The sequence below is a fragment of the Bacteroidales bacterium genome (assembly GCA_012517825.1).
Lineage (GTDB): Bacteria > Bacteroidota > Bacteroidia > Bacteroidales > JAAYUG01 > JAAYUG01.
Genome location: JAAYUG010000064.1, coordinates 12,894 through 31,026, shown reverse-complemented (window position 1 = coordinate 31,026; position 18,133 = coordinate 12,894). Strand labels below are relative to the sequence as shown.

At 46.7% G+C, this 18,133-nt stretch carries 12 protein-coding genes; 5 read left to right on the top strand and 7 right to left on the bottom strand.

The genetic code is table 11. The annotated features are described in order from the left end of the window. The 6 genes from GX419_04245 to GX419_04220 form a co-directional block, all read right to left on the bottom strand. Nucleotides 1-518: hypothetical protein (locus GX419_04245; GenBank protein NLI23901.1), on the bottom strand; the 518-nt coding region annotated here is incomplete at its 3' end. Between the two features lie 167 nt (nt 519-685). After that, nucleotides 686-2,170 (bottom strand): PKD domain-containing protein, encoded by a 1,485-nt coding sequence (locus GX419_04240; GenBank protein ID NLI23900.1) that lies wholly within the window; start codon nt 2,168-2,170, stop codon nt 686-688. A gap of 4 nt (nt 2,171-2,174) precedes the next feature. Continuing rightward, on the bottom strand, nt 2,175-3,110 hold the full coding sequence (locus GX419_04235) for a PorP/SprF family type IX secretion system membrane protein (GenBank protein ID NLI23899.1): 936 nt from the start codon (nt 3,108-3,110) through the stop codon (nt 2,175-2,177). A gap of 7 nt (nt 3,111-3,117) precedes the next feature. Next, nucleotides 3,118-7,347 (bottom strand): gliding motility-associated C-terminal domain-containing protein, encoded by a 4,230-nt coding sequence (locus GX419_04230; GenBank protein ID NLI23898.1) that lies wholly within the window; start codon nt 7,345-7,347, stop codon nt 3,118-3,120. A gap of 93 nt (nt 7,348-7,440) precedes the next feature. Continuing rightward, the gene (locus tag GX419_04225; GenBank protein ID NLI23897.1) at nt 7,441-11,136 is read right to left on the bottom strand and encodes a hypothetical protein; all 3,696 of its coding nucleotides are present in this window, start codon (nt 11,134-11,136) and stop codon (nt 7,441-7,443) included. A gap of 35 nt (nt 11,137-11,171) precedes the next feature. After that, nucleotides 11,172-11,648, bottom strand: a complete 477-nt coding sequence (locus GX419_04220; GenBank protein ID NLI23896.1) for a 23S rRNA (pseudouridine(1915)-N(3))-methyltransferase RlmH — start codon at nt 11,646-11,648, stop codon at nt 11,172-11,174. Between the two features lie 116 nt (nt 11,649-11,764). Here GX419_04220 and GX419_04215 point away from each other — a divergent pair, with 116 nt between their 5' ends. From GX419_04215 to pdxH, 3 genes are all read left to right on the top strand, one after another. Beyond that, entirely contained in the window at nt 11,765-12,178 is a 414-nt protein-coding gene (locus GX419_04215; GenBank protein NLI23895.1) for a DUF4783 domain-containing protein, read from the top strand. Further along, on the top strand, nt 12,162-13,019 hold the full coding sequence (gene nadC / locus GX419_04210) for a carboxylating nicotinate-nucleotide diphosphorylase (GenBank protein NLI23894.1): 858 nt from the start codon (nt 12,162-12,164) through the stop codon (nt 13,017-13,019). The genes GX419_04215 and nadC overlap by 17 nt, the downstream gene beginning before the upstream one ends. Nucleotides 13,020-13,084: 65 nt before the next feature. Next, entirely contained in the window at nt 13,085-13,720 is a 636-nt protein-coding gene (gene pdxH / locus GX419_04205; protein ID NLI23893.1) for a pyridoxamine 5'-phosphate oxidase, read from the top strand. 3 nt (nt 13,721-13,723) lie between these two features. Here pdxH and GX419_04200 read toward each other — a convergent pair whose 3' ends face one another. Continuing rightward, the gene (locus GX419_04200) at nt 13,724-16,351 is read right to left on the bottom strand and encodes a valine--tRNA ligase (protein NLI23892.1); all 2,628 of its coding nucleotides are present in this window, start codon (nt 16,349-16,351) and stop codon (nt 13,724-13,726) included. Nucleotides 16,352-16,496: 145 nt separating this feature from the next. Between GX419_04200 and GX419_04195 the strand changes: the two genes are divergently transcribed. Together GX419_04195 and GX419_04190 are read left to right on the top strand one after the other, a co-directional pair. Then, on the top strand, nt 16,497-16,895 hold the full coding sequence (locus GX419_04195; GenBank protein ID NLI23891.1) for a DUF1573 domain-containing protein: 399 nt from the start codon (nt 16,497-16,499) through the stop codon (nt 16,893-16,895). Nucleotides 16,896-16,924: 29 nt separating this feature from the next. Further along, nucleotides 16,925-18,124, top strand: a complete 1,200-nt coding sequence (locus GX419_04190; protein ID NLI23890.1) for a pyridoxal phosphate-dependent aminotransferase — start codon at nt 16,925-16,927, stop codon at nt 18,122-18,124. The last annotated feature ends 9 nt before the right edge of the window (nt 18,125-18,133 follow it).

Sequence of the window (18,133 nt, the reverse complement as noted above, 5' to 3'; positions counted from 1 at the left end):
CCGCTAACGCCTTCAGCTATAACTTTTATGATGTAGCCTTTGAACTGTTCAACGAATTCTCCTTCGGTCGGATTGAACGGACCAAAAGTATACCACTTCTGGTCATAGCGGGCGTCAACACCAAATGTTCTGGTAGCCAATACGTTCCCTGCCTTATAATTCCCCTGCGGCTGTCCGGTCTGAACATCTTCATTGCTATAGCACCCAACGCCTCCGTACACCGTAAAACTGGTCCGCGTATCAAACACCCCCTTCAATTCATCAATTGCTCCTCCGCAGTCCGGATCGTATACCCGGATATATACCGGACTGGTAAATTCTTTGGGTATAACAAAGAAAAAGGTCTGTGAAAAATCATCATCCCCCCAGGAAGTCTCCGCACTTCCGCCGAAAGTAACCAGATAGGGTATGTTTTCATCTTTCCCGGGTACCGGCTGGCTCCATGTATGGCATGAGGCTGCGAACAACAAAATCCCCATCAGGAAATTTTGCCACCATCCTGATTCTCCTTGTCTCATATTGATACACTTAAACATCACCAAATCTACAGATAAATTCCCTTAGCTAAAATAATCAAGGAAACTTCATTATGAAAATTTAATAACGTGATCTATAACAAATTTTCTCAACACCTTTTCAAAATACCTGCACAAAGATTGTGCAAAAGTACGCACCCCCCATAAATTCATGGTGATGCTGACACAGAAGGGGTGAGTGTATAATCACCTTCTACTACCACATCTTTGTAGGAGGCACGTGTTGCCGGTTTCCCTTCTCCCTGGTCCTCTCCTGAAACTCCCAGGCGCACGCGGTATTTCCCGGGACGAACATACTGGTATCTTACGGTAATTCCCATAGCCTTCGAACCATCGCCAAAATCCCAGTAATATCTTTCTGGCACAAAGCTGACAAACCAGGAATCCGAACCGGAAAATTCAACCCATTCGTTGACTTTGACCGTATCAGGGCAAGCTATCCATGGTTGTTCAATCTTTTCAATGGGGAAATAGTAAGCAACCACATTCTTTTCAACCGTCCCTTGCAGTTTATTTACAACATTGAGTTCCACAGTATATTCACCGGTTCCGGGGAAGCAGTGGTAAGCCTCAAGCCCCCTGAGCCTGGCTCCGTCGCTGAAAGTCCATTCATATACAGCAATTGCCGTATCAATTACCACGCCCATATTTTCAAAAAAAGTATAGCACAGGCGCGGCATTTTTAAAGGCTCCGGAGCACCAAACTTTGGTTCCGTTGTGAAAAAATAAAACACATCGCTTGTTGTCCGGTCGTACCGGTCGGAGGAGAAAAAGCCCCGGTCCCCGTTTCCTTCAGGAACAAAACATAAATCGTTGTACCGCGAATTGAATGGTTCCGGCAGTCTCCGCGGCTCAATCCACTGGCCATTAACCAGCTCAGAATAGAAGATATCGAGCTTGCCTATGGTTTTGTCAGGCCGGTTGGAAGAAAAATACAAACGCCCGTCAGGACCACAGGTCGGGTACACTTCGTTGAAGGAAGTATTAATGACCGGACCCAGGTTTTTTGGTTCAGTCCATTGGCCCTTTACAAAATCGGAATACCAGAGATCCATTCTTCCGAAACCTCCCGGACGATCGGAGGCAAAATACATACGCTTCCCGTCCGGACTCAGAGCAGGATGGCAGGTATTGTACCCGTTGGCATTGATAGCCGTTATCAACGTTGGTGTGGTCCAGCGGCCGCCCACAAAGCTGGATTCAAAAATCCCGAGCAGGTTGTTGGTCCCCAGATAATTCTTCAATCGGCCCGGCTCTATAATATTTTTTGTCAGGTACATTTTTGTTCCCTCCCGGTTGAAGACCATGGGCCCCTTGTTGCTACCCGAAACAAGTTCCGAAGCAAAAACCCGGGGTGAGCCTGTAAATGTGCTGTCTTTCTTACGGGTAACATAAAAATAATTTTCCAGAGGAGTACCTTTTTCGGTACTGTGCTTGAACAACCCTCCGGCGCTTCTGTTGGCAACAAAAATCAGCTGATTGCGGGCATCCAACAGCACAGGGGCATATTCATCGTATGCAATACTTGAAAAACTGAGTCTTTCAATCCGGTAAAGACTATCCTTCTGCCCCGAAGCAGTGAGCATTCCTCCCAGTAATAAACCCAGCCACAAAAGAATACTTCCGTATTTCATAGACTCAGAAAAACCTTGGACTTACAGCATTTACCTTAAAATTGAAATTATACCGCACCGAAAATTCCATAGAACCTGCCGTAGCCTGCCGAATAACCCCGGTGGGATAATCCCATGAAAAGCCCAGCTTCAACTGCTTCAGCATCTGCAAATCGAGCAAAGCTATTACGGTACCATCTCCCCTGTAACCTCCTCCTACCCACAAAAGATCATCAAACAAAACAAAACTTCCGTTCACATCGTACTGAAAACCTGACACAGGTTGATACTTCAAAAGAAACGTCGGTTTAAACCAGAACCTGTCAGTAATTTTCAGATAATAGCCCCCCGTAAGAAGATAATTATAGTGCGACATATTGCTCTCTCCGGTAAAGAAGGAAGACAACGAGCTCCCCGAAGGCAGGGTAAAAAACCAGGGAATGGAGAAACCTGCGTACATCCTTTCAGTAAAATAGAACATTCCGAACCCGAAATTTGGCATCATGGCACTGCCCTGCAGGCGGTTCTGAGTGAATAACGGGTCGGACGGATCTCTGATATCCCCTTTGAACGGATCTTCCTGAAACAGATTCAATGCTGTGCGCAAACCAAACGACATTTTCCCTTTCCCCACGATAAAGCGGAAAGCATAATCGAGGCCTATCTCGGATGTGCTCTGATTGAGAACTTTTTCCTGCCGGAGAACCAGACCCATTCCCAGCTTGCTCTTGGCCATGGGCCAGTGAAAACCGGAAGAATAATCAACCGGAGCTCCGTCAAACCCAAGCCACTGTTTGCGGAAAGTCCCGGCAAAGCTTAGCACGTCATGACTGCCCGCATACGCCGGGTTGATGAGCAATCCATTGAACAAATACTGGCTGTTCAGAGGCATAAGGTCGCGCTGACCGTAAAGAGCATACGGTAAAATGATCAACAACCCTATTGTCAGCATTCTTTTCATACTGGCTTCATCTCCTTAAAAGAATATATTGCCCCGACTTGCCGTTTTTATTGTAAATGCGTCCGTTTGCCTTGATAATATAATAATAGATTCCTTCGGGAACATCTTTGCCGGTCCGGTAATGCTTACCATCCCAGCCTTTCCACTCAGCAGGACTTTCTTCCTTATTGCTGTAATGATAAACCACTTCCCCCCACCGGTTCATGATGGTTATTTCAAATGACTCCAGGTTCTCCACACCCTCAACCCAGAGAACATCATTGATTTCGTCGCCGTTAGGTGAAAAACCGTTATACCCCCGTATGTTGGAGAAAACAACACGTACACTGTCCGATTGAGCGGCACATACATGGTTATTAACCGTCCATGACAACAGGTAATCGCCAAAATGATCCTGAGGTATCCGGATCATGGTTTGACCGGAAGTAGTATTTTCAATCTGAAGTTCAGTTTTTCCGGTTTTTTCCGAGTACGTCCAGACACCTGTTTCAGTGGGCCCGTTTATTGTTTCGGTATTGAGCAGATACTCAAATTCATAATAAAGAGTAGTGTCTGAAACAAGGATCTGATGGGGAGGAATACGATACAGAACATACCAGCGTGAGAGGGAATCGGCACATCCGTGGTTATCGACCACCCAGAATAACTTCACCCATTCAGCAGTATCGGCAGAAGAGCTTGTCAGCAGGGAGTTTTTCAGAACCGGATTGGAAAGTGTAATGCTGCTTCCTGCTCCCGGAGGTTTCACTGCATTGATCTTCCAGATTCCTGTTCCCACATCATGATCAACATCCAGTTCCAGTGATTTTCCGCAATATTTCAATGTATCCTGAGGGAGAACTATATCGGGTTTTTTGAAGACGTCTACAGAATCTTTGCCGATAAGGAGGTCGGCCTTGCATCCATACCTGTCAAAGAGTGAATCGGGTTTATAGACAAAATGGTATTGTTCGGTTCCGTATGGCGGATGAGGAACATTCCTGAATTGTTGATTTTTGGAACTCATAGTAACAGCAAAGGAAGAATCTCCGCGGCTGTAATAAAGCTGGTAAGGGGGCGATCCCGTGCTGGCAGAAAACTGCAGTCTGACAGGGGTCTCTTCACATACGCCTGTGCTAAACACCGACACAAATGAGAGACTGGCCCGAGGCAGAGGATGCAGGGCAATCACAGTGGCGGCTGAGGTATCCTTGCAACAATCATACGGCCCGGAAAAAACCATACGCCTGAATGAAGTCTCTGCCGAAACCGGGCCGGGATCATACCCGGATGTAACAATACCAGCAATATCGTTCCATCCGCTTCCCGTATTTCTCTGCCATTTGTAACGATAGGAGTTGTCTCCTCCGGAAGGCAAAGAAGCAGAAAGGTTCCCGGGAGACGTTCCGGTGCAGATACTGTCAGAAGGAATCAGCAAATTTCCTGTAACAGAGGGCAAAACCGTAACAGAAACTGTATCACTGAAAGAAACACATTTGCCGGAACGAACCTGACGCATGAACTTCACATTAGCCAAAAGCTTCTGATTATAGGTAAAATCACGGGTTGCCCCAATGGAATCCCAGGAGGGATAAGAAATCCGCCATGTATACAGGTAGGTGGAGCCGTCCCCTCCCGAGAGGGCAGGAGGGCCTGAACCTCTCATCAAACCAAGCATGGAACCATAACATTGGGTGGTATCAAGGTCATCACTGTGCTGAATCCAGATGGTATTCCCCTGGATTTTGGGTTGTACGGTAAGTTTTACAACATTGCTTGTATCCTTGCATGTATTGTTAAGTCCGGAAAAAATAACCCGCCGGTACCAGGCTGTAACGTTCATTATTCCCGGGTCATACAGGGTATCCAGCGGATTGCCCTGAATCTTTTCGGTTGTCCAGGTAGTCTGATTCAGACTCTTTTCCCAGTAATAGGTATAATTGCCAATATCTCCTCCCCTGGGATACTTTCCTTTAAGCAGTTGGGCCGATGTTGCCTCGCATAATGTCTGATCTGCAGAAATAAGGTTATTTGTAACAGGCGAAGGAACTCTCACTCGCACCGTATCGCTAATACTTTTGCAAACCGTATCAACTCCTGACCATACAATACGCCTCAGAAAAATGGTATCGGTAAGATTCTGCGCAACATAGTTTTTCTGTGCTGATGAGCCGGGAGCATTCTGGAACTGGCTGGAAGGACTATCGGTACGGTACTGCCATTTATACACATAGGAGCCATCTCCTCCGTTTGGCTGACTGGCCGAAATCAGCGGCGATCTTCCGAAACAAACCATGGTATCAGGGGTGATGATTTTGTTGTTGCCAATAAGAGGCAGAACTGTGAGCGTGACTGTATTGGAAGTATCGCGACACACACCTGAAATGATGCGTCTCCTGAAATAGTTAGTCTGATAAAGTACCGGAGGATTGTAGTTTTGAGTTGTTGCAATTCCCAAATTGGCCGAAACGAAGGAAGCATTCAGGCTGTTATCCCAGTAAATACTATAAGTTCCGTTCCCTCCTCCCGGCCATGGCCCTGTGAGCGGGCCTGGATCCTGCCCGTAGCAGAATGTATCGGATGCAGCAATGGTGTTCAGAGTAATGGCCGGGTACACTTTTACGGTGTAAGTGAGGCTTGTGTCCCGGATGGTATCTCCGGGAGCTATACTGAGAATAAGACGCTTGAAATAGGTTGTTGTATCAAGCACCGGAGGCTGATAGAAAACATTGGTCGCACCCGCAATTTCAGCATAGGGGCCTTCTTTGGAAAGGCTCTGGAACCATTTGTAAAAATAACTGCCCGGACCATTCCCTCCTTTGGGGAAGGAAGCCCTTATCTCTTTTGGTCTGGTGCCGGCACAAATGGTATCATCGAGCGGCATAACATTGAACAGCCAGCCACGGGTCTGAACTATCAGATTGTTTCGCGTAGATCCGTTCGCTCCGTCGCTGGCCGTTGAACCTGCTGCACTGCTTCCTTTTAAACCTCTGGAAACATTCCTTGTAAAACTCCCAGACTGAGGCTCAGAATACCAGATAAACCCACCACCACCTCCTCCGCCTGCACCGGTGTTTAAAACGTGTGTTGTGCTTCCGCCATTTCCACCTTTGGCTTCTGCTGTGAGACTGCCCAGATAAGAGGTAATATCCAGAATAATGGCTCCGCCGGCTCCGCCACCTCCGGCCCCGCCAGTGCACGCCGCAGGTGTTTCTCCGTTAGCTCTGATTGTCTTCCCATTTCCCAGAATGGCACCAGCCATGATGAGCACAATACCTCCACCGTTCCCAGCTGTTGACGAAACCAACCCGGGTGTATGAGTACCTCCTCCGCCGCCACCTCCAAAAAAAATCCGCTTCTGGGTAACACTGGAAATATCATAATATGATGCCAGGTTCTTTCCTGATTCACTCTGTATGCCGGATGAACAATCAGTCCATTCTTTCCCGCCGGCACCACCCTGCCCGCCATTGCTTCCTCCGGCGCCGCCGGAATTTTGCCCGTTGCCACCTCCTGAATTGGAACCAAGGTATCCATAACCCTTGGCATATGAAGGCATAAAATGCACTATCCCTTCACCCTTCCAGCCGGCTGAATCAGATGCTGCCGAATAGTTTCGCTGTTGAAGAGATATATATTCACTGGAACAAACATGAGGATAACTTTGTCCGGCAGCTCCTCTGAATCCTTTTCCACTCACATCAATATCGGCATTCAGCCATAAGGTATCCGATACAATGAGCGCCAGAACTCCTCCGGTTTCCCCATCCCAGGCCTTGCAGGTCAAAACTCCGTCTACGCTTGCCTTTCTGTACGATTTTACTTTGATCAGTTGCAGGGTATCTTCAGCCGTATAGCTTACCCTGTATGAATAATTCGGCGGACCGTAAAACGAAAGATTCGTAGTAAAGATGACCAGTCGATTGGTTACCTGGACTTCATTCACCAGCAAAATCTCATACCTCCCTGCGTAACTTCCCAGAAAACTGGGATAATTTCCCGTTGCAGGATCAACCTCAGCCCCCTTCATCTGATAGATCATCACCGTGTCTCCTTTGCCCAGCCCTGTTACATCGTACAATTTCACAGAGTCAATATTGGCTGAATTTTCGTTATATACTGCCTCAACCCTGTAGTAGGAATTCACTACCCCGGAAAGAGAGACGACCTGGGCCTTCAGAGAATAAACCAGGGAGCTGAAAATCAGCAAACCACAACAGATAAACACCTTAGGCCTTACCATCTTTGATCGGGTCAACGGAGCAATGTATTACAGCGAATTTATAAATTAATAACAAAAAACGTTATATCCTTTAGACGATTTTCATGGATTTTGATTCAGAATTCGCATTTATTGCCCGTTTTGCAAGGCCGGAAGCGTGATATAAAATTGCGTTCCTTTTCCCGGTTGAGTTTCGAACCATATTTTTCCGCCCGCATGTTCAATGATTCTTTTCGAAATGGCAAGCCCCAGGCCCATTCCGGTGGTCTTTGTCGTAAAATTGGGCTGAAACAATCGCCCCTGCATTTCTTCCGGTATTCCGGCACCGTTATCGGCAACCATAATCCGGAATCCTTCGTTGGTTTTACGTATTTCAAGCACAACAATGCCCTTCCTGTCAGAGGGAATTGCCTGTAATGCGTTTTTAACAAGATTGGTCAGTACACGGCTTATCTGCTCTTTATCAGCCATCACAAGGGCTTCTTCCAGTCCGTTCAGTTCGAGCTGAATCCGGGCTGATTCATTCCCTTCGAACAAAAGGGCGGTTGACCGCAAAATGTCAATCAGATTGAACGGTTCAGCCTTCCCCTGCGGAATACTGGCAAAACTTGAAAAAGACGCGGCAATGTATGATAGTATGTCAATCTGTTCGGCCAGAGTGGAAGCAGTCCTGCGCAACAAATCGTCAAAATGGGGAGATTTGTCTTCCCATGCCCTCTGCAAATGCTGAATGCTGAGTTTCATGGGTGTGAGGGGGTTGCGTATTTCATGCGCAATCTGTCGTGCCATCTCCCGCCATGCCAGCTCCCGTTCCGACCTGGCCAGCAACTCGGCACTTTGTTCCAGAGCAATCACCATCCGGTTGTATTCATTAACCAGGCCTGCAATCTCATCCATGCCAGGATAATCAATGGGCTCCGACTTTTTGTCAAGTTTAACCTGCGCCATTCGCTCCTGTATCATCCGCAACGGCAACGTAATTTGCCGGGAAAGAAGAACTGCCAGGCTTACCGAAAGCAAAACCAGCAAAAGATAGATATTGACAAGAGCGACAATCAGATTGGAAATATCTGCCGCAAGCTGATTCTGGCGGGTAAAATAAGGCAGGTTCAAATAGGCAAGAAATTCTCCGGCATTGTTTCGTAAAGGCACATAGGCCGAAAAATAACTGAGCGTTCCTGTCTGCTCCTTCTGAATAAACTCCGCACGATGCAAAAACTGCATCTCGCGGTAAGCGTCAGGTTGCATCAGATTCCCTGCCAGATGGCGATGAAAAATTTCAGGCCGCGATGTGGCAATCAGAAAACCCCGCCGGTCATAGAGATTGATGTCACAATAGAACATATTGGAAATCTCGGCAAGCAATTCATCCGGATTGCTGAAACCGGGAGACGCCCAATCCGGAGAAAGACTCTTCTCCTTGTGCACATATCTGTACAATTCGAAATAAACCGACTGCATTTTCTCTTTTAGGGCTTCGGTATGACGGGCATTGTATTGCCGCAGGCTGAAATAAACTGCTCCTCCCCCCAGCAGGAATAAAGAAAGAAGCAAAAGAAAAATCATCGAGTACTGAATCCTGTTACGGAAAGTCCTTTTGAAAGCCGATTCAATAATTCCCGTGCTGGTAAAGAGAAGAAAAAATGCTGCCGATAAAAAGTAAAAAATGAACACGTAGGAAAAAGCTGTCAGCTTTTCAAAAAAGGTGGAAACAGGCTTGCTCAGCACAATCAGATTATCTGCTGAGGGCCTGAATACAATATGCTGAAAATTATCTATTTTTTTCAGGGCAAATTCCTCCCCGCTCCGGAACATGGTATCAACCAGACTGTATGGATATTTTCCTGATTGAGTAATCAATTGTCCCTTATAATACTTGGCATAGGCATACCCCTCGGCTTTCAGCGCCGACGATGTTTTCTCATCCAGCAGTAACTCGGGATAACCGGGAGCTTCAATGATCTGCCTCGACGTGATTTGAACAAACAGGTCTGTTTCTTCATTCCGGGGTTTGACTTTATAGCGGAACCGCCCGAAATAGCTTATTCTTCCATTTTGATTGTTCAGATAGTAAAAACCTGTATCAGAAAGTGGATATCCGTAATTGTTCAGCATGTCGGAAAAGAAAGAATAACAATGCGTCATACGGTTCTCAGGCTGAACCAGAAGAGAATCGTCGGCATCGCAAATGGTGAACTGAATATCATACCGGGCCCAGTAACCCCCAAAATACCGTCTCTGCAGATAATTGTCCAGATCATCATACCGGAATACCGAAGGCTGAAGCTTCAGGGGAAGTAACGTATCGGAGGCCAAAGCAGGAGCTATCTCCCCGAGCATCAATTCAGCCACGGGATCATGCTCAGCCGCCAGGCCTGTTGCTATCACCTTGCCCCGCTCCCATTCCTTTTGCCATCCTGCCCTATCAGCAATTATTACCGTATAAAGCGAAAACAATAGAATCAGAATAACATAAAATGAAAATCCGACGTTCCGTTTCCGGTAATAGACCGAATGAACAATAAACAAGGAAACAACGAATATAAAAACTGCCAGAGACAGAACCCCTGCAATGCGGCTTACCGGCAAAATGCCCATGGCAAGAAACAGACTGCTCACAAACACCTTCGGAGAAATTGCCGCATTTGCAACAGCCTCAGCAAACCTCCTGTAGATCAAACCCACCGAAACAAAAAGCAGGGCGATGGAAAACAATCCTATGAAGGTAAAAACAGTCAGATCAGGTATGTTTCTGATTTCAAATGAGATATCACTATCAATCACCAGGCTGTCAAACAGCAGATGAAGAAAAACAGCAATCGCAACAAAAACAAGGTGGTATAAAAACGATTGCAGAATCAGAAGTTTTTTTCCCGTGCCAAGGAAAAACCGGCAGGAAATATGCCGAAACACAAAATAAGCCAGAGAGAAGGTAAATACAGCATTCAGAAGAAGGTCGCCCAGGGAAGGCAATGCATGACCGGCTGCAAAATGAGCCGGACTGAAAAGGCTGGTTCTGTATAGTACTGCAGGCCATTGCCATTGGATCATCACTATTCGCAACAGTACTCCCGCGACAAAATAGGCCAGAAAAATAACCCATTTTTCTTTGGCCGACCTGGCCTGATACAGGAGCTTCCGCACAAACAAAATCAGTAAAAGACCAAAAACTGCATAAAGCCAGGGTATGAAGTTCCTGACGGGATGATTTTTCAGCTGGTAGGTATCAAAGCAAAAATACAGCACATTGGTGCCGCTTTCATTTTTAAGAGGGAAGCTGTAAAGCTCATCAAGAGGTGCCTTTGCAACCCCCACCGAAGAGGGCAGATGAAAGTCAGCATTAAATGTATTCCGCAGGTATTTGTTTTCGTATGGATAAAGATGTTTAATCAGAATAAGCCCCATTACAGTATATGGTTCCTTCTTCTGCAGAACCGATGCATAGTAGGCATTGCCCAGCTTCAACAGCGGATGATTCAACGTATCGGCCTTAATGGCAACCGGGTAATCGGAACTATTGTCTGACCAGCAACAAAGGCTATCATTCCGGTAAACCAGTATAGTCACATCTTTTTGTCTGACATTTCGCAGAAGGTTCAATCCCTCCTCCGGAATGACGCACTTTTCTGAAGCTGCCGAAAACATTTCAGCAACCCGGTTCACTTTCTCCTTCAGGTTTTTTTCCTTGTGCAGAAAGATTCTCTGAATCCTGTGCATCTGCCACTCTCTTGCTTTGCCGCTTCCGGCAAAATAATCAAGTCCGTTTGAAACAAACAGAAGGAGAATAAGCAGAAGCAGATAATATGGCAAAGACAACTTTCTCAAGGAATGCTTTTTGGTAGTTAATATCCCATTTTCATTCATTCATGATGATAGGGTTCTCCCCTCAGGATGGTCAATGCCCGGTACAATTGTTCCAGAAACATAATCCGGATAACCTGGTGGTTGAACGTCATATCCGACAGAGAAAGCATGAAATCGGCCCGTTGATATACCTTTTCCGAAAAACCCCATGCTCCGCCTGCAACAAATACGCAACGTTTAAGTGAACGGTTCATCATTCCCTGCAGCCACCCGGCAAACGACTCCGAGGTGTGCTTTTTTCCCCGCTGGTCGAGCAGAACAAGATAATCAGATTCCTGTATCTGCCCAAGCAATGCCAAACCCTCCTTTTCTTTTACCACAGCAGTGTCATTGATTGATTTCTTCTGACGCACCTCAGGAATTACCACATATTCAAAGGGAAGATACTTTCCGATTCTTCCGGAATACTTTTCCACCCCATCCGTTATCCATCGCTCAGCATCCTTACCTGTTACCAGAAATACAACCTTCATACGTCCTTTTTTCTTACCCCGCAAATTTTATTCCCAAATTAACAAAATCTGGTTCGATTTTTGCATACTTTACATATAATGAAAAGTATTATTTTTGAACGAAGAAATCCTGCATCATGCTGATGTTTTACCGTTTTGGCTTTTTGATTGTTTCGGTAGCAATGTCATTTCTGGCTGGAGGAGAACCTCTTCCCGACAAGGTACCGCCCGAAATTGTTACGGCTTTCAAAACGGGCAACTACCGGGAACTGGGCAGACGATTCAACAACAGTGTTGAACTGGTTGTTCTGGAGAATGAAAATGTTTACAGTAAAACACAGGCTGAAATCATAATGAAGGATTTCTTTTCAAAGTATCCGCCTGTAGGTTTTGTTGTCCGCCACGAAGAATCGCGGGAAGGTCTCTGTTATGCCATTGGAAGGCTAACTACAAAACAAGGTTCCTTCCGGGTGGTCATCCTGTTAAAGACCAGGGGTGAAGAAGTGACTATCAATCAGTTACGTATCGAAAAAGATGACTCTGCCCGATGAACACTTTCTGCTGAAGCGCCTGATTGAGACAGCTCTGGCTGAAGATTTAGGCGATGGTGACCATACTTCGCTGGCTTGTATTGATGCCTCTGCCACAGGCAGGATGGTTCTTCTGATCAAACAAGAAGGAATTTTTGCCGGTGGTCGTATTGCCCCCATGGTTTTTCATTCCATTGATCCGGCTCTTCAGGTGAAACAATGTATAGCCGATGGTGCAGGTGTTCATCCCGGAGACATTGCCCTGGAAGTCAGCGGGTCGCAACGATCCATGCTGCAGGCCGAACGCCTTGTACTGAACATTCTTCAGCGCATGAGCGGTATAGCAACAGAAACACACAGGTACACCGAAAAAATCAAAGGTTTTAAGGCCCGTATCACCGATACACGCAAAACTACTCCGGGCATGCGCTTTCTTGAAAAGGAAGCCGTTCGCATCGGAGGCGGAATGAATCACCGGATGGGCCTCTACGATATGATTCTTATCAAGGATAACCATATTGATTTCTGCGGAGGCATTGAAGAAGCCATAGAAAAAGCCGTTCAATACCTGAAGGCAACCGGCAAAAACCTCCTGATTGAGGTCGAAGCCCGGACACTGTCGGACGTGGAAAAAATACTCCGCACCGGAAAAGTCAACCGCATCTTGCTGGATAATTTTTCTCCCGACCTGACCCGTGAGGCAGTAAAATTAATTGCCGGACGCATCGAAACAGAATCTTCGGGTGGTATTACGCTGGAAAATGTCCGCGATTACGCTGCATGCGGAGTGGACTTCATTTCTGTCGGAGCCCTCACCCATCAGATCCGTTCCCTTGATATGAGCCTCAAAATGCAGAACTGAAATTCTTCCTCCCCGCCTGAACTTCAGGTCGTTCTGTTTGTTTATCTGTGGCCAAGACATGCGTTATGGATTTGAAACATCATCGCCGCGAATACAAACGTGCCATACTGAATGAAAACCTCCTGCCCGAATTACCTTTTCCTTTATTTAACCAATGGTTGCAGGAAGCGTTAAAGGAGGAAAAACATGATCCGACCGCCATGGTCCTTGCGACCGCCGGAAAAGACAATATTCCATCCGCGCGTATGGTACTTCTGAAGGAAAGCAGTGAAAAAGGCCTGGTTTTTTTTACCAACTACCTGAGCCACAAAGGAAATGACATGGAGCAGAATCCGCACGTATCCCTTCTCTTTTTCTGGCCCGCCATGGAACGTCAGGTGCGCATTGAAGGAATTGTTCAGAAAATTCCTGCTATTGAATCCGATACGTATTTTGTAAGCCGCCCGGAAGAAAGTCAGATTGCCGTCTGGGCCTCACAACAAAGCACCCGTATTCCTGACCGCAAGGTTCTTGAAGAGAGATATAGCGAATTTTTCGAAAAATTTAAAGGAAAAACGATACCCCGGCCCCCTTACTGGGGAGGATACCTGGCAGTTCCGTATCGTTATGAATTCTGGCAGGGTAGAGAAAACCGCCTGCACGACCGGATTGAATACCGGCTGTCTGATAATCGCTGGACCCGCGCGAGGCTTGCTCCCTGAAGCCTATTGCAATTGTTTCAGACGCTCCTGCAGAACGGCAATTTTGTTCTGTGCATCGGCCTGTTTTTTTCGCTCATTTTCAATTACCTGAGCGGAGGCATTCTCCAGAAACCTCGGATTGTTCAGCTTTTTCTCAACTGAAGCCAGAAAACCCTGCATATATTTCAGGTCTTCCTGCAGTTTTCTGATTACTTCCGATGTATCGGTCTTTGTTTGGTGAACAATAAAGAACTCAGTTGATTTTACCATAAATGCAAAAGCTCCTTCCACCTTGTCGCGGGTGGTTTGAATTTCCTTCAGATTAGCCAGTTTGCAGAGAACAGCATCAAAATCACGGCTGAACTCACCCTGATTGTCGCGGATGCAGAGCACAAGCTCTTCGCGTGGCGGAACATTGTGGTCTTTCCGGAAGCCCCTGATTACCGTAACCGCTTCTTTAACAAGCTCAAACCTGGAAATCACTTCTTCCCGGAAAGGTTTCGCGACGGGAATCCTTGCCAGCATAATGCTTTCGCCTTCAATGCGCTGGTCAAGGTTCTGCCAGAGCTCCTCCGTAATGAAGGGCATAAAGGGATGCAACAACCGCAGCAGCTGGTCAAAAAACGAACGGGTCGCTTCGTACGTTGCATTGTCCATTGGTTTCTGAAAGCCGGGTTTGACCGCTTCAAGATACCAGGATGAAAACTCATCCCAGAAAAGTTTATACGTAGCCATTAAGGCATCGGAGAGGCGGAATTTTTCGAAATGATCTTCAATAACCGCAATCGTTTCATTTAGTTTCTCCGTAAACCAGGCAACAGCCTCCCGGGCATTATCGGGTTGAGGCAGAGCAGAGTCTGTTTTCCATGACTGGAACAGACGGAATGCATTCCATATCTTATTCCCGAAATTCCGGCCCTGTTCGGTCAAACTTTCATCAAACAGCAGATCATTGCCGGCAGGAGAGCACAGGAGCATTCCCACGCGCACTCCATCAGCTCCGTACTTTTGAATGAGCAGTAACGGGTCCGGGGAATTGCCAAGCGATTTGGACATCTTTCTCCGCTGTTTGTCACGCACAATTCCTGTCAGATAAACATTGCGGAACGGCTTTTCACCGGCAAATTCGTAGCCTGCCATAATCATGCGGGCTACCCAGAAGAAGAGGATCTCGGGGGCAGTTATGAGGTCATTGGTCGGGTAATAGTACTTCATGTCGCGATTTCCCGGATTTCTTATTCCGTCGAACACAGAAATAGGCCAGAGCCACGAAGAGAACCAGGTGTCGAGTACGTCTTCATCCTGTCGCAAATCGTCGGGAGCAAGTGTATTGATGCCGAACTCCCTTTTGGCTTCTTCCAGAGCCTCTTCCTTTGAAAGGGCCACCACGAACCTGCCATCAGGCAGATACCAGGCGGGAATGCGATGCCCCCACCAGAGCTGGCGACTGATACACCAGTCTCTTACATTCTCCATCCAGTACCTGTAAGTATTTTTAAACTTGGGAGGGATCAGCCGTACTTCATCTTCCATAACGGCTTTCAGAGCAGGACCTGCCAGTTCCTTCATCCGCAGAAACCATTGAACCGAAAGACGGGGTTCGATTACAGCGTCTGTCCGCTCCGAAAAACCGACCTTGTTTACATAATCCTCTGTCTTTGCAAGAAGCCCCTGCTTTTCGAGCATTTGAACCGACCGGGTGCGGGCTTCAAACCGGTCAAGTCCAACCAGCACCTGTGCCTTTTCGTTTAATTTCCCATCATCGGTAAAAATATCAATTACCTCCAGCTTGTGTTTCAGTCCCAGTTCATAGTCGGCCATATCATGAGCCGGAGTAACCTTAAGACATCCTGTCCCAAATTCCTTGTCAACATAAGGGTCTGCTATTACCGGCACCTCCCTGTTAACAAGGGGTACAACAACTTTTTTACCAATAAGGTGAAGGTAGCGCTCATCCTCAGGATTTACGCATACGGCTGTATCGCCAAGTATGGTTTCGGGCCTTGTGGTAGCCACGGTAACCCACCCATCTTCTCCGACAATTTTATATTTTACATAATAAAGCTTTGAAGTAAGCTCGCGATAGATGACCTCTTCATCTGACAGGGCGGTGCGTGCCTGCGGATCCCAGTTCACCATCCGTACGCCTCGGTAAATGAGCCCTTTCTTATACAAATGAACGAAAACACGAAGCACACTTTCCGACATTTCGGGGTCCATGGTGAATTTCGTGCGCCGCCAGTCGCATGAAGCACCCAGTTTTTTAAGCTGCTCAAGTATGATGCCCCCGTGCTTTTCCTTCCATTCCCAGGCATGCTTCAGAAATTCTTCCCTTGTGAGGTCTGATTTGCGGATTCCTTCGGCTGCCAGCTTGCTAACAACCCTTGCTTCAGTGGCAATGGATGCATGATCGGTGCCGGGTACCCAGCAGGCATTTTTCCCCATCATGCGTGCACGCCTTACCAGAACATCCTGAATGGTATTGTTCAGCATATGCCCCATATGCAGAACTCCGGTAACATTCGGAGGAGGAATCACTATCGTGTAAGGTTCCCGATCATCAGGATCCGAATTGAAAAAACCCTGTTCCATCCAGTACCGGTACCATTTTTCTTCCGTACGTGAAGGATCGTATTTGCTTGATATTTCCATGAATGCATAATAAAAATGAATTGCAAAAGTAATAAAACTGCTTTAAAACAATAGCAGCAAGCCGGGCAAATTCCCCTTTCATCATCTTATTGTGGTACACTTTTTGTTTAATTATTATACCTTAGCAATCAAAATTTTTTCATCTATGAAACGAGTTATTCTTATTTCCATCCTTTTTGTTTTTGCAGGTTTTACAGTTTTTTCACAAACTGAAACCAAACAGAATAAAGCAGAAATTACGTTCGAACAGACATCCCATGATTACGGGACCATTCCGTTTGAAGGGGACGGAACGTACAGTTTTGTTTTCAAGAATACGGGGAAGGAGCCGCTGGTTTTGTCAAATGTCAGCTCCTCCTGCGGATGCACCGTACCGGAATGGACAAAGGATCCGATTGAACCGGGCAAAACCGGCACCATCAAGGTAAAGTACAACACCCGCATTCCGGGCCAGTTCACCAAAACAATTACCGTATTCAGCAATGCCTCCAATTCACCGGTTAGCCTGAGGATTACCGGCAATGTTGAAGCTCCCAAAAAATAACTTGTTGCACAAGGAAATTCTGAATCCATATGCCTGACATTTCCGGGAGGGGGCAGCAAATGCCCCCTTCTCCTATCCGTAAACTGGTTCCTTTTGCCGAAGAAGCGAAACGAAAAGGCCGGAAGGTTTATCATCTCAACATCGGCCAGCCCGATATCCCCACCCCGGACACAGCCCTCGAGGCCATCCGTAATATCAATCTCAGGGTGATTGAATACAGTCATTCGGCAGGTATTGAATCTTACCGCCGCAAGCTGGCCGGTTATTATCAACGCATAGGAATTGAGATTGACTATACGAACATTATGGTAACAACCGGCGGATCGGAAGCACTGCTCATTTCGCTGATGGCCACCCTTGACCCTGGTGATGAAGTGATTGTTCCGGAACCATTTTACGCCAATTACAATGGTTTCAGCATTGCTGCCGGTGTGAAGGTGAATCCGATCCGTTCCTCAATTGAAACAGGATTTGCCTTGCCCCCGGTCAGCGAATTTGAAAAAGCCATTACACCCCGTACAAAGGGGATTATCATTTGCAATCCCAATAATCCTACGGGATACCTTTATTCAAAAGAAGAACTGGAACAACTGCGCGACCTTGTTAAAAAATATAACCTGTTTCTATTTTCCGATGAGGTTTACCGCGAATTTGTCTACGATGGCAAAACCCACAACTCGGCGATGAACCTGAAAGGAATTGAAGACCATGTTATTATGCTCGACAGTACGTCGAAGCGCTACAGCATGTGCGGCATCAGGGTAGGTTGTATTGTGAGCCGGAATAAGAAAGTTCTCGACACAGCCCTGAAATTTGGCCAGGCACGGTTGAGCCCTCCCACACTGGGCCAGATTGCTGCCGAAGCTGCAATCGACACACCTCCATCCTATTTTGCTGAAGTGTACAATGAATATATTGCCCGGCGCAATTATATGGTCGAAGCACTAAACCGGATGGAAGGCGTGGTCTGCCCAACGCCAGGAGGAGCCTTCTATGCCGTTGCCCGGCTTCCGGTTGATGACACCGACGAATTTGCCCGGTGGCTTCTGAGCGATTTTGAATATAACAACCAGACTGTAATGCTCGCCCCGGCCAGTGGATTTTACAATACTCCCGGCCTTGGCAAAAATGAAGTCAGAATTGCTTACGTGCTCAAAATTGACGATCTGAAAAATGCCATGGAATGCCTTGAAGTGGCATTGAAAACCTACCCGGGAAGAACGGAATAATCGGTTTGG